The organism is Burkholderia sp. Bp8998, from assembly GCF_003854235.1.
GTDB lineage: Bacteria > Pseudomonadota > Gammaproteobacteria > Burkholderiales > Burkholderiaceae > Burkholderia.
In genome coordinates this window covers 25,166-38,822 of sequence record NZ_QTQF01000044.1, presented here as the reverse complement: position 1 = coordinate 38,822, position 13,657 = coordinate 25,166, and the positions used below count along the sequence as shown (strand labels likewise).

The window sequence follows — 13,657 nt, the reverse complement described above, 5'->3', positions numbered from 1 at the left end:
CGCCGCACGAGCCCGGCGCGCTCCGTGCCGCCCGGCGCCGGCGCCGGGGCCTGGAACGGGCACGATCGTCAGCGATCGGACGTCCTGCGCACCGAGCATCATCACACCTTCGATGGCCGCGGTACCCGACGGCCCGCTCATCAAGACGGCGTAGCTGCTTCGAAAAACGCGTTGCCGTGGCAAGCATGATGCAGGTATCCCTACGATACGAACGCGCGTGCCCAGACGACGCCGGCACCAGCAGCCACGGCGAGCGCGGCAGCACGATGCCGACAATCTTCAGCACAATTCGTGTCGGGAAATGAGATCGTCCCGGTTACGTCCGTTCGTTCGCCGTCAATGTGGCGCTACCGGCAACGGCCGCAGTGCGACGCCCTCTGCCTCGGCACGATCCAGACCCAACGTCTGCAATACGGCTACGGCGGCGCGCTCCGCGAGGTGCTCTTGCACAACGTCCCGGTCCTGATCCCGTTCGGCCGGCGAGCGGTCCGGAGCGGCGACATTGAGCTCCGCGGCAATCGCCGCGAGTACGATGCCTGTCACCGAGACATGGCTCATGAAGGGATCGGCCGCGACGAAGCGTCCGGCGGCAATACCCGCCTCGCTATCGCGCCTCAACCGCCGATGCATGCCGAGGTGCAGTGCGCGATCCGAAAAACCCTCGCGGATCAGGAAACGCCCCCAAACCGGTTCACGCCGCGCGCGCAACAACGTCTGTCGCACGCACACGGCGACCACTTCCGCCGGATCGGACAGACCGCTCACAAGCGCGTCGAGCCGGTCGCCGAACTCCTCGATCACCCAATCGATGAGCGCCGCATGAAGCGCATCCTTCGATTCGAAATGGTTGTAAAACGAGCCGAAGCCCACATCCGCTGCTTCCGTGATCTCGTTGATGGTCACGTATTCGAGACCTTTCGTCGCCACCAGGGCGAGCGCCGCGTCGAGCAGGCGAGCACGCGTCTCACGCTTGCGCCGTGCACCGCGAGGTTCGCGCCGGTCGCCCTCGCCCGGGCTCGCACCGTCCACCGCACGAGCACCGCCGACTTCCATGGCCCCTTCGCGGGGCCATCGCGAACCGGGGTGCCCACCGTTCACCGGTGCGCCTGTCTGTTTCTTGTCGCTCATCGTTTCGGATCTAAAAGTCATAATTGACAATTCTATCATCTTCGACTTTAATGTCACCACCGATCGATGCTTATCGGTAAAAACCCTGACGAATGACTGGTCCCCTTTCCTGTTGCTAACCCCTTGCTTTGGAAACATCGTGAAACTCCCAGGTCTTGAAACGCGGTCGTCCTCGCGCCCGTCTTCCACTGCGTTGCCCCGTCGGGCGGGCCTTTGTCTCGCCGTTTGCGGCGCGGTCCTGCTCGCGGCTTGTCATACGCGCGAACCTGTCGCCCCCGAGGTGAAGCCCGTCGTCGCGCTTGCCGTGCATGCCGACGGCACGCCGGACGCCACCTCGTTGCCGGCGCAGGTCGACGCGCGCTACGCGACGACGCTTTCGTTTCGCGTCGGCGGCAAAATTGCCGAGCGCCGCGTACACCTGGGCGATACGGTGAAAGCCGGGCAAGTGCTCGCAGTCCTCGACCCCACCGACCTGCGCAACAATGCAGCGAACGCACGCGCTCAGCTCGATGCGGCAACGCACCAGCTCGCCTATCAGAAACAGCAGCTCGCTCGGGATCAAGCGCAGGCGCAGGCCAATCTGATTGCCCCGGCGCAGCTGGAGCAAACGCAGAACGCCTATGCAACGGCGCTCGCGCAGCGCGATTCGGCGTTGGCTCAGATGGGCCTGGCCGAAGACCACCTGCGCTATACCAATTTGGTCGCGGACCACGACGGCGTGATCAAGTCCGAGGACGCCGATACGGGCCAGAACGTCGAGCAAGGGCAGGCCGTCTATCACCTCGACTGGAGCGGCGATGTCGATATCGCCTGCGACGCCCCCGAGAGCGCACTGAATTCGCTCAATGTCGGCAAGTCCGCGAAGGTCACGCTGTCGGCTGTGCCCGGCAAGACCTTCGAAGCACGCGTGCGCGAGGTCGCACCAAGCGCCGATCAGCAAAGCCGCACCTGGCGCGTCAAGCTGACGCTCATTGCGCCGACTCCCGAGATTCGGCTCGGCATGACGGCTCGGGTGCAGTTCGATATCGCCCACGCGAACAACGGCGTTTCCCCCTTCGCGCTGCCAGCCACGGCGCTCTTTCACGATGGCGACAAGCCCGCAGTCTGGGTCGTTCAACCGGGCACCGACAAGCTTGTGCTGCGTCCCGTCACCGTCACGAACTACGGCGAGCGAACGGTTGAAGTCGCCACCGGCCTGCACGACGGTGAACGCGTCGTCGTGCAGGGCGTCCATACCGTGAGCGCCGGCGAGCATGTGCAAGTCGTCGCCCCGTTGCATCCCGAGGACTTCGCGTCATGAGCATCGTCGATCATGAAAAGGCGGGCGACACGACGCTCGCCGCCGCTCCGCAGGCCGAAAGCAAAGGCAAAGGCGGCTTCAATCTTTCCGAATGGGCGCTGCGTCATCAGCAGCTCGTCATTTACCTGATCGGTCTGATGACGCTGTTCGGCGTCATCGGCTACACCCATCTTTCGCAATCCGAAGATCCGCCGTTCACGTTCAGAACGATGGTCATTCAAACGTATTGGCCCGGCGCGAGTGCACGTGAAGTGCAGGAGCAGGTCACGGATCGCATCGCGCGCCAGCTTCAAGCCGCGCCCTACGTCGACAACATCAAGAGCTATTCGCGCCCCGGCGAGTCGATGATCTTCTTTGCGATGAAGGACTCGGCCCCCGTCAAGGAGGTGCCTGAAACCTGGTATCAGGTGCGCAAGAAGGTCGGCGACATCCGGGCCACGCTGCCGCAGGGCATCGTCGGCCCGTTCTTCAACGACGAGTTCGGCGACGTCTATACGAACATCTATGCGCTTGAAGGCGACGGCTTTTCGGCCGCCCAACTGCACGACTATGCTGACCAATTGCGCACGGTGCTCCTGCGCGTGCCTGGCGTCGCGAAGGTCGATTACTTTGGCGACCCTGGCCAGCACATCTTCATCGAAATTTCGAACACGCAGTTGACGAAGCTCGCGATCACGCCCGCGGAACTCGCTCACGCCATCGATGCGCAGAACGCCGTGGCGCCGGTCGGCACGTTCACCACGGCCGACGATCGCGTATTCGTGCGCACGAGCGGTGCGTTCAAAGACGTGCATGCGCTCGAAGACACGCTGATTTCGGTGAATCACCGTACGTTCCGCCTCGGCGACATCGCAAAGATCCACCGCGGCTATGACGATCCGCCCGTCACGCAGATGCGCACGAACGGCCATGCCGTGCTCGGGATCGGCGTCACGATGCAGACAGGCGGCGACGTAATCCGGCTCGGCAAGGCGCTCGATGGCGAGCGCGCCGAACTGCAAGCACGCCTGCCCGCGGGGCTCAAGCTCGTCCAGATCTCGAGCATGCCCGACACCGTCAAGCATTCGGTCGACGATTTCGTCGAGGCCGTGGCCGAGGCCGTCGCGATCGTGCTGGTGGTCAGCCTCGTCTCGCTGGGCCTGCGCACGGGCATGGTCGTCGTGATCTCGATCCCGATCGTGCTCGCCGTGACGTCGCTGTGCATGTATCTGTTCGGCATCGGCCTGAACAAGGTCTCGCTCGGCACCCTCGTGCTCGCGCTGGGGTTGCTCGTGGACGACGCCATCATCGCCGTCGAGATGATGGCCGTGAAACTCGAGCAAGGCTGGAGCCGCACGCGGTCGGCGGCATTCGCCTATACGAGCACGGCCTTTCCGATGTTGACGGGTACGCTCGTCACCGTATCGGGCTTCCTGCCGATCGCGCTCGCCAAGTCGAGCACCGGCGAATACACGCGCTCGATCTTCGAAGTGTCGGCGATCGCGCTCATCGTTTCGTGGTTCGCCGCCGTCGTGCTCGTTCCGCTGCTCGGTTATCACCTGCTCCCCGAACGCAAGGCGGGCGAGCACGGTGGCCACGGCCACGACGACGATATCTACAACACGGGTTTCTATCGCCGCATGGGCGGCTGGGTGGCCTGGTGCATCGAGCACCGTTGGCTGGTGCTGGGCGCAACGGCGATCGCATTCGCCGTTGCCATGGCGGCCTTCACTCGCGTGCCGAAGCAATTCTTCCCGAACTCCGAGCGCCCCGAGTTGCTCGTCGATATGCGTCTGCCCGAGGGGGCTTCATTCGCCGCGACGCTGCGTGAAGCGCAACGCCTCGAGCAGGCCCTGCACGGCCGCCCCGAAATTGATCGCGTCGTCGACTTCGTCGGCACCGGCGCGCCCCGCTTCTATCTGCCGCTCGACCAGCAATTGCAGCAGCCGAACTTCGCGCAATTCGTCATCACGGCAAAGGACGTCAAGGAACGGGAAAAGCTCATGAAATGGCTCGACGCGTCGCTCGAGAAGCAATTCCCCGGCGTACAAACACGTGTGGCGCGACTCGAGAATGGGCCGCCCGTCGGTTATCCGATTCAATTCCGCGTGAGCGGCGACGACATCACGACAGTGCATGAGATCGCACAAAAGGTGGCGGACAAGGTACGTGCCGACGCGCGCACGCGCAATGTGCAGTTCGACTGGGATGAGCCGGAAGAGCGCTCGCTGTCGTTCCAGATCGACCAGAACCGGGCTCGTCAACTCGGTGTGACCTCGCAGGATGTGTCGAGCTTCCTCGCCATGACGCTTTCCGGCTACACGGTGACGCAGTACCGCGAGCGCGACAAGCTGATCGACGTCGATCTGCGCGCACCCAAGAGCGAGCGCGTCGATCCGTCGCAACTCGCGAGCCTCGCCATTCCGACACCCAGCGGCCCCGTACCGCTCGGCACGCTCGGCCATGTGCGCACGGCGCTCGAGTACGGCGTGATCTGGGAACGCGATCGGCAGCCGACCATCAAGGTGCAAGCCGACATTCGCGGCGACGCGCAAGGTATCGACGTCACGCACGACGTCGACCGGCAACTGAGCGAGCTTCGCGCGCAACTGCCGATCGGCTATCGCATCGTGGTGGGTGGCTCGGTCGAGGAAAGCATGAAGGGCCAGACGTCGATCAATGCCGAAATGCCGATCCTCATCATCGCGGTGCTGACCCTGCTCATGATCCAGCTGCAGAGCTTCTCGCGCGTGCTGATCGTGGTGCTGACCGCACCGCTCGGCTTGATAGGCGTCGTCGGCGCGCTGCTGCTGCTCGGCGAACCATTCGGGTTCGTGGCCATGCTCGGCGTGATCGCGATGTTCGGCATCATCATGCGCAATTCGGTGATTCTCGTCGATCAGATCGAGCAGGACATCGCGGCAGGCCAACCCCGTTTCGATGCAATCGTGGGCGCGACCGTCAGGCGCTTCCGTCCGATCATGCTCACGGCCGCGGCCGCGGTGCTGGCCTTGATTCCGCTCCTTCGTTCAGGCTTCTTCGGCCCGATGGCTACGTCGCTCATGGGCGGCATCACGATCGCCACCGTGCTCACGCTGTTCTTCCTGCCGGCCCTTTATGCAACTTCCTTCCGTGTTCGGCGCGACGAGCGCGGAATGCAACAGCCCGTCGTCGAACACGCGGAGATCTGATCATGCAACTTGCCATCAAGACATCCACTATCGCCGTGTTCGCGGCACTTGCAACGAGCGCCTGTTCGTTGGGCCCGAGCGGTACGCCACCCGCGATGCCGTCGCCCGCGCATTATGGGGCGCAGCCGCAACCTCGGCAGACCGTCGCGGCGGGCGGTACAGCGCAACATTTCGATGTCGGCGCAACGCCGGTTCCGCAATGGTGGACGCTCTACCGCTCCGACGCGCTCGATGCGCTCGTCGAAGAAGGGCTGCACAACAACCCGACGCTCGCCGCCACGCAGCGCTCGCTGAATGCCGCGCAGCAGGAACTGCGGGCCCAGATCGGTGCGTCGACGTTGCCGTCGATCGACGCGAGCGCGCAGGTCGAGCGTACGCGTTCGCCCGTCGTCCCCGGCATCGGTCCAAGCACCGAACGCTACAACGTCTTCGTCGGTCAGTTGCAGGCGCAGTACAACTTCGATCTGTTCGGCGCCGCTCGCTACGGGAACAAGGCCAGTGCGGCTCGCGTCGACGTGCAGGCGTATGAACTGGCGGCGGCGCGCCGCGCGCTCGCCGCGAATATCGTCGGCGCCGCCATCAATGCCGCGGCGCTCGATCGTCAGATCGCGCTCACCGAACGTCTCGTGACGCTTGCCGGCGATACGGCGCGCGACGATGCGCTGCGACAAGCGCTCGGCTCGATCTCGCATGCGCAGGCACTGGCCTCCGCGCGGCAGGCCGCCGCGCTCGCCGCTACCCTCCCGCCGCTGCGACAGCAGCGCGCGAGCGCCGTCCACGCACTGGCCGTGCTGTTGGGCCGCACGCCGGATGCGGCGCCTGTCGTCCCCGATCTGGATAGCCTTGCGCTGCCCGAGCGCGTACCGGTCGCCGTACCGGCGCAGCTGCTTCGCTCGCGTCCGGACATTCAAGCTGCCGAAGCCGCTGTGCAAGCGGCCGCGGCCGATGTCGGCCAAGCGACGGCGCAGCTTTTCCCGAGCCTGTCGCTGACGGCCTCGATGGGCCGCGCCGGCTTCAGTTGGCCGGCCCTGCTCACCGGCGCCGGCGGCATATGGGCGATCGGTGCAAGTGCGGCGCAACCGATCTTCCATGGCGGCGCGTTGCTCGCGCATCGGCGTGCGACGAAGGAGACGTATGAGGCAGCGGTGCTGCACTACAAATCGACGGTCCTGTCCGCCTTCGAGAACGTCGCCGATTCGCTTGCCGCGCTCGAAAACGATGCGCAGACGCTCGCATCGACCGAAAGCGAGGTGCGCTCGGCGCATGAACTGTTCGACGAAACGACGTCGCGTTATCGACTCGGGTCCTTGCCGGTATCGGCGGCGCAAGCGAGCGAACAGCAGTTCCTGACTGCACGGCTCGACGCGGTCCGCGCGCAGAGCCAGCGGCTCGGCGATACCGCGGCGCTGTTTCAGGCGATGGGCGAATTGCCGCCCGAGCCAGGGAAGTCGGCGTCGCGCGACTGATTCGCGCCCGTTCGGTTCATTTGCGATCGGGCGGGCCGGCACGCGAGAAGCAGGCCGCCCCGCCACGATCGGTCGTCCATGTTCGTCCGTTCTGTTTTCTTCCATATGGAACATCGAGATCTGATTGCCTGTCACGAGTGCGATTCCCTCTTTCGCAAGCCGCCGCGTCTGCGCGGTCTGGTTGCGCACTGCTCGTCTTGCGGCGCAAGCATCAAAGGGGTGCGTCACGCCGGTTTGACGCTCGAGAAGGTCTGCGCGGTCACGCTCGCCGCACTGATCACGTTCTTGATCGCGCAGGCGTTCCCGGTACTCGCGCTGGAAACCAATGGCCTGACGTCGCACGCCACGCTGTTTGAAGCCGTTCAGGCGCTATGGAAAGGCCATATGCATATTGTTGCAGCCATGGTCTTTTGCACGACGATGCTGTTCCCGTCGTTCGAACTCGTCGCCCTGCTCTATCTCTTGCTGCCTCTGCGTGCGGGCCGTGTGCCACGCGCTTTCGACGCCGTACTGCGCCTCGTTCAATTCGTGCGTCCGTGGGGCATGACGGAAGTCTTCATGCTCGGGGTGCTCATTACGATCGTGAAGATGGTGAGTCTCGCGCGAGTCATCCCGGGAACGTCGCTGTTCGCGTTCGGCGCGTTGACGCTGATGTTTTGCGTGATCGCCGCTTTCGACCCCGGCATGCTATGGGAGATGCGCGACGAAGTCATGCATGGTGGCGCTCCCGCCGGGCTGACGCGGCGGCGCAACAAGCAGCGTGATGTGCATGGCGATGCTGCGCCTGCCGCCGAGTCGGCAACGGCTTCGGTCACCGCGAGGCACGCCGGGTTCATCGCCTGCCACTGCTGCGGGCTCGTTCACTCGCGCAGCGCGCACGGTGCCGATTCGCGCTGTGTTCGGTGCCGCTCACCGCTGCACGAGCGGCGCCCCGAAAGCATCACGCGGACTTTCGGGTTGCTGCTTGCCGCTGCTTTGCTTTATATCCCGGCCAATCTGTTGCCGATCATGCATACCTCTTCGCTTGGACGCGCCGAGGACGACACGATTCTTGGCGGCATTTCTTACTTCTGGCGGTCGGGCGATTGGCCGCTCGCGGTCATCGTGTTCGTCGCCAGCGTCCTGGTGCCGATGCTCAAGCTCGCCATTCTCACGCTGCAAACCGTCGCCGCCTATCGCGGTTCCGACTGGCAGCCGCTCGAGCGCGCCAAGCTCTATCGCATGGTGGAGCGCGTCGGGCGCTGGTCGATGCTCGACATATTCGTCGTGTCGCTCACCGTGGCACTCGTGCATTTCGGATCGCTGGCGCAGATCACCGCGGGACCGGGGGCTTTGGCCTTCGGCTCGGTCGTGGTGCTGACCATGCTCGCCTCGAACGAGTTCGATCCGCGCCTGATCTGGGACAACGTCCGGCGCCGGCCGGCACGCTCTTCCGCACGATCGTAATCGCCGCGTACCGTCCGGCTTCGACAACCATTCATTCGATTCCTTTCAGCGATGCAAATTTCTGACTTACCGCATCCGGAGATAAAGCCTCGTAGCCGCTGGCTTCCTTCTCTGGTATGGCTGATTCCCTTGATCTCGGCGCTGATCGGTATCGCGCTTCTCGCGAAATCCATCACCGATGAAGGGCCGACCGTCACCGTGACCTTCAATAACGCCGAAGGGTTGGAGGCGGGCAAAACGAAGGTCAAATACAAGGATGTCGAGATCGGCACCGTGCGCACTATCGCGCTGTCGGACGATCTTCGGCATGTCCGCGTCAAGATCCAGCTCGATAAGGAAGCCGGAAAGTTCGCCACCGAGGGGGCGCGATTCTGGGTGGTGCGTCCACGCGTCGGCGCGAGCGGAATATCCGGCCTTGGCACGTTGCTGTCCGGCGCGTACATCGGCGCCGACATCGGCCGCTCGACCGTGCGCAAGACAGACTTCGCCGGTCTCGAGAATCCTCCGATCGTGACCGCCGACCAGCAGGGACATCAATACACGCTGCGAGGAGATTCGCTCGGCTCGCTTGATATCGGTGCCCCCATCTTCTACCGCAGGATTCAAGTCGGTCAGGTCGTCGGCTTTTCGCTCGACCCCAAGGGATCGGGCGTCATCGTCAACGTGTTCGTCAATGCGCCGTACGACAAGTACGTCGGGACCGACACGCGCTGGTGGCACGCGAGCGGCGTGGATCTGCGTCTCGACTCCGGCGGGCTCAAGCTCAACACGCAATCGCTTGCCACCGTCATCATGGGCGGGCTGGCCTTCGAAGCACCGCCGGGACAAGATGCCGGCCCGCAAGCCGCCGACGGCGCGGCGTTCAGGCTCGCGTCGGACCAAACCGACGCCATGCGGGAGCCGGACGGCGCACCGCTCTATGTCGCCATGCATTTCAACCAGTCGCTGCGTGGACTGTCGGTCGGCGCACCGGTGGATCTGCGCGGCATCACGCTTGGTCAAGTGACGAAGATCGGTCTCGAGTACGACGAGAAGGCCGAGAATTTCAGCATGGAAGTGACCATGGCGCTCTATCCCGACCGGCTCAGCCGCCGTTCGAACACGTCGCTGCCCGCGCCGAATAGCCAGGGCGGCCACGACATGCTGCAACACCTCGTCATGCAGGGGCTGCGCGGCCAATTGCGAACCGGCAACCTGCTCACAGGCCAGCTTTATGTGGCACTCGACATGTTCCCGCATGCACCGCACGCGACGGTCAATCTGCGCAACACGCCGATCGAGCTGCCCACCGTGCCGAACACGCTCGATGAACTGCAAGTTCAGATTGCCGAAATCGCCAAGAAGCTCAATCAGGTTCCGTTCGACAAGATCGGGGCGAATCTGAACGGCACACTCGAAAGCGCGAACCGCCTCTTCGGTCAGCTCAACACGGAAGTCGTGCCGCAAGCGCGATCCACGCTCGCATCCGCCCAGAAAACGTTCGACGCGGCACAAGCGACTCTTGGACAGGATTCGCCGATGCAAGCGGACGTTCATGGGGCGATGCAGGAATTGACCCGCACGTTGCAGTCTCTGAACGGGCTCGCGGACTATCTGGACCGCCATCCCGAAGCACTCGTGTTCGGCAAGAAAGGGGATCGTCAATGATGTTCAACGCATTTCAAAGACGCGCCGCCGTCATTCGAGTACTCGCAGCGGCGAGTGCGCTCGCGCTGTCCGCCTGTGCGTCGTCGCCGCCCAGTCGGTTCTATACGCTGGCGCCGGAGGCGCGAGCCGGGGCCGCTTCGAGCGTTTCCGGTCCCGCTGCCTTGATCGACATTCAATCTGTCAACGTGCCGGACCAGGTTGCGCGCAATCAGCTCGTCGTCAGGATCAGCGAGACGCAGGTTGACGTGCTCGAAAACGAACGCTGGGCGTCGCCATTGAGCGACGAAATACGCATGGCCCTGTCGATCGCAGCGACACAACAGTTGAGCGAGGTCAGCGCTCCCCGTCCGAAGCAGAAAGGCGATGCGCACGTCTATCGCGTTGCCGTCGACATGCAGCGTTTCGAGTCGTGGCCTGGTGCGCGGGTGGTCGTCGATGCGATCTGGAGTATTCGCTCGCCGGGCGCGCCCGGTGAAAAGCTGACTTGCCGCAGCACGGTGTTCGAGCCTGTAGCCGCTGGTTACGATGCGCTGGCGGACGGTCATCGCCGCGCGCTGACGACCATCGCCGGGCAACTGGCGGCGACCGTTCGCGCTCTCGACGCCGGCGCGGGCAGCCCGCCAATGTCGACGGCAAGCCGTTCAGCGAATTGGGCGCCGACGGTGCAGTGTCCGTCCCCGGCCACCCACATCGCAAACGACGCCATATCGATTTCGGGATCGTATGCGGCCCGTTCGGGGTTCGCGCAATGAGTGAATACCGCTCGGCTACCCGCCTTGCCGACGGTCAGCCGAGCGGTATGCCGTCATGGTTTTCAGTCGGCTTCGACAGCGGGTTCCACGATCGGCAACGGACGCGTCGCAACCTTTTCGGCTTCCGCCCGTTTGAGGCCCAGGCTTTGCAGCAGAACGGCGGCCACGCGCTCGGCGAGATGCTCGCTGCTGAAATCGAACGCGTTCAACGCGTCGGCATTCGGCGCCTCCGGCACGACGACGCCGAGTTCGGCTGTCACCGCGGCAAGCACGGTGCCGCCCACGGACAAGAACGCGACGAATGGATCCGCGACGGCGAAACGCTTTGCATCGATGCCCCTTTGCACATCCCGCAACAAACGCTGACCCAGTCCGCGGGTAAGCATGCGCGAGGAAAAGCCCTCCCGTACCAAAAATTGGCCCCAAAGCGGCTCGCGATGCGCGCGCAGCAAGGTATAGCGCACGGAGACAGCGATCACCTCGGCCGGGTCGGACACGCCGGTCGCGAGACGGTCGAGCCAGTCGGCGAACTCCTCGAACACGGACTCAACCAGCGTCGCGTAGATCGCCTCCTTGGACTCGAAGTGGTTGTAGAACGAGCCGAAGCCGACGTCGGCCGCCTCGGTGATTTCGTTGATGGCCACACCTTCCATGCCTTTTTCGGCCATGAGCTTGAGCGCAGCCTCGAGCAAGCGGGCCCGCGTCTCTCTCTTGCGGCGGGCGCCGCGTGGCTCCCGCGCGTCAGCGGTCTCCAAAGTAACGGCAGGCGTTCGCGGAGCGGCGCGCTTTTGTATCGGGCGATTTGTTGTCTTCGACATGACGATTCCGATCTCGATCAGAACCGCAGTATAGATTCAAACGTCTTAATCGACAAACAAGTCACTATTGATCTGAATATCATTTACAATTGCGGAATTGGCCTCGTCTTTGCTCGGGCGTCAGCCGGCAGCCTGCTCCGATCCGCCCATTGGGACACTGGACTTCTCATGGACATCCAATGAAACGCAAAAGGCTGACGCACGCGGAACGAAGAGCGCAGACGCGCGAGCAAATGGTGAAAGCCGCTCGGGAGCTCTTTATCGAAAAGGGATTTCCGGCGACCAGCGTGGCCGATGTCGCCGAAGCGGCAGGCTACACGCGCGGCGCGTTCTATTGCAACTTTTACGACAAGTCCGACTTGTTGATCGAATCATTGCACTGGAAGCAGGACGAGCGGACGTGCAACCTGCACTCCGCGTTGTTGAAACTCCGTGATTACTTGCAAAGCGACGATTGCTTTACCCTCTGGGTCGAGGCAAGCCTTCTCGCAAGGCGGGACCCCGCGTTTCGCGCGCGGTTCGATTCAGTCCTGAACGACGCGAAACCCGCCATTCCAGTTCAGAAAGGCGAGGCAAGCGAGCCATGCGACGCGCATCGAGGGAATTGAACGTCGCCGCCACAACGCTGCCCGACAAGGGTTCGAGCTCATGAAAGCGAATCACGCCACCTGGCCTATCCCCATGATGGCGCGGCTGCTGACAGCCAAATCAGAAGCGATGCGAGACGCCTACAGCGACCAGTGTCTGAGACGCACCAAAATCCGGCGCACCCGTCGGCGTGGCAACCCGTACCCCGACCCAGCTCGTCGTTGCGGTACCGTTGTTCTTCATATGGCCGGCCCGTACGTACAAGCTTGTCCGTTTCGAAAGGAGATGGTCGTAACCCAGTTGGACGCCAAGCGTATTGTCGTGTGAGCCGCGCACGTTACGTTCGATTCCCGAGATCTCGACAACGTCTTGCGGCGATGCCTGAATGGTTACGCCGATGCCCGCGATGCCTACCGGGTGCGCAGTGCCGGCGAGCGCGGCCGCCGAGCCCGCTGGTGCGTCGTGCGGTCGCGCGTACGTATAAAGGAACTGGATGTTCGCAATCCCGAAGCGATATGCGAGTGCACCGGTGAAGTGTTCGGTGGCGACCAGGTTTAGCGAAGCAAGCGGCCCGACGGTGACTGCCTGCGTTCCCGGACGCTGCGATTGATAAGCGATAGACGCATACAGCCCATACCCGGTGTAGGTTGCGGACACGTCAAGCAGGTTGCCCGTCGAAGCTGGCACGGGTTGCGTGACCGTCGCGGCGAACGCGTACATCGCGGCCAGCCGTACGCCACCGAAGTCCGGCGATTGATAGAGCACGGCATTGCTCGTGCGCCCGGCGATCGATTGTGTCGACAGCGTGTTCCTGTCTACGGCAAGGACCGACGCGACAAACGGCGACAGGACTTCGTCGAGTGCAAACGGATCGGCGCCATAGGCGGTATTGAATGAGGGCTGATACTGCCGTCCGAACGTCAGCGAACCGTATTTGTTATCGGAGAGCCCGACCCATCCCTGACGGTAGAACAACGCCGTCGTATCGGTGAAGAGCATCCCGTTATTGACGTTGTAGCCTGTTTCAATATCGAACTTTGCCTGAAGCCCTCCGCCCAGATCCTCCCGCCCCAATAATCCGAAGCGCGAACCCGATTCACCACCGCTTCGTTCGGAGTACGAAGTGTGACCGCCATTATTAAGATACTGCATGAATGTATCGACCACGCCGTACAGTGTGACGTTCGACTCTGCGGCCGCACTCCCGGCCGCCAACAGGAATGTAGCCCCGCAAATGGTCTTCGCAGAAAATTGCACGTTCGTCTCCTTTCTTCCTTCCACGGTGGATATCGAGCGGCAATGAGGACCTCGATACGATCCTTATTCCCACTGCTTTTATTGA

General features: G+C 63.3%; 10 protein-coding genes. 7 read left to right on the top strand and 3 right to left on the bottom strand.

The annotated features are described in order from the left end of the window. Nucleotides 1–336: 336 nt before the first annotated feature. Nucleotides 337–1,053 carry a TetR/AcrR family transcriptional regulator gene (locus tag DIE06_RS31565; RefSeq protein WP_124664804.1) on the bottom strand — a complete coding sequence of 239 codons (717 nt, stop codon included), beginning with the start codon at nt 1,051–1,053 and terminating at the stop codon, nt 337–339. Nucleotides 1,054–1,267: 214 nt separating this feature from the next. Between DIE06_RS31565 and DIE06_RS31560 the strand changes: the two genes are divergently transcribed. The 6 genes from DIE06_RS31560 (at nt 1,268) to DIE06_RS31535 (ending at nt 10,909) form a co-directional block, all read left to right on the top strand. Next, on the top strand, nt 1,268–2,428 hold the full coding sequence (locus DIE06_RS31560; protein ID WP_124664785.1) for an efflux RND transporter periplasmic adaptor subunit: 1,161 nt from the start codon (nt 1,268–1,270) through the stop codon (nt 2,426–2,428). After that, nucleotides 2,425–5,598, top strand: a complete 3,174-nt coding sequence (locus DIE06_RS31555; RefSeq protein ID WP_124664784.1) for an efflux RND transporter permease subunit — start codon at nt 2,425–2,427, stop codon at nt 5,596–5,598. The genes DIE06_RS31560 and DIE06_RS31555 overlap by 4 nt, the downstream gene beginning before the upstream one ends. A 2-nt stretch (nt 5,599–5,600) precedes the next feature. Next, nucleotides 5,601–7,064, top strand: a complete 1,464-nt coding sequence (locus DIE06_RS31550; RefSeq protein ID WP_124664783.1) for an efflux transporter outer membrane subunit — start codon at nt 5,601–5,603, stop codon at nt 7,062–7,064. Nucleotides 7,065–7,142: 78 nt separating this feature from the next. Next, nucleotides 7,143–8,510, top strand: a complete 1,368-nt coding sequence (locus tag DIE06_RS31545) for a PqiA/YebS family transporter subunit (RefSeq protein WP_124664782.1) — start codon at nt 7,143–7,145, stop codon at nt 8,508–8,510. 51 nt (nt 8,511–8,561) lie between these two features. Continuing rightward, nucleotides 8,562–10,157 carry an intermembrane transport protein PqiB gene (locus DIE06_RS31540; protein ID WP_124664781.1) on the top strand — a complete coding sequence of 532 codons (1,596 nt, stop codon included), beginning with the start codon at nt 8,562–8,564 and terminating at the stop codon, nt 10,155–10,157. Beyond that, on the top strand, nt 10,157–10,909 hold the full coding sequence (locus DIE06_RS31535) for a membrane integrity-associated transporter subunit PqiC (RefSeq protein ID WP_124664803.1): 753 nt from the start codon (nt 10,157–10,159) through the stop codon (nt 10,907–10,909). Before DIE06_RS31540 ends, DIE06_RS31535 begins: the two co-directional genes overlap by 1 nt. A 62-nt stretch (nt 10,910–10,971) precedes the next feature. On the opposite strand, the gene DIE06_RS31530 is transcribed toward DIE06_RS31535, so the two are convergent. Next, a complete protein-coding gene (locus DIE06_RS31530; protein ID WP_124664780.1) occupies nt 10,972–11,727 on the bottom strand; it encodes a TetR/AcrR family transcriptional regulator in 756 nt (251 codons plus the stop codon). 179 nt (nt 11,728–11,906) lie between these two features. Between DIE06_RS31530 and DIE06_RS31525 the strand changes: the two genes are divergently transcribed. Beyond that, a complete protein-coding gene (locus tag DIE06_RS31525; RefSeq protein WP_124664779.1) occupies nt 11,907–12,335 on the top strand; it encodes a TetR/AcrR family transcriptional regulator in 429 nt (142 codons plus the stop codon). 100 nt (nt 12,336–12,435) lie between these two features. On the opposite strand, the gene DIE06_RS31520 is transcribed toward DIE06_RS31525, so the two are convergent. Beyond that, nucleotides 12,436–13,572: a porin gene (locus DIE06_RS31520; RefSeq protein WP_124664778.1), complete on the bottom strand. Its 1,137-nt coding sequence runs from the start codon at nt 13,570–13,572 to the stop codon at nt 12,436–12,438. Nucleotides 13,573–13,657 lie beyond the last annotated feature (85 nt).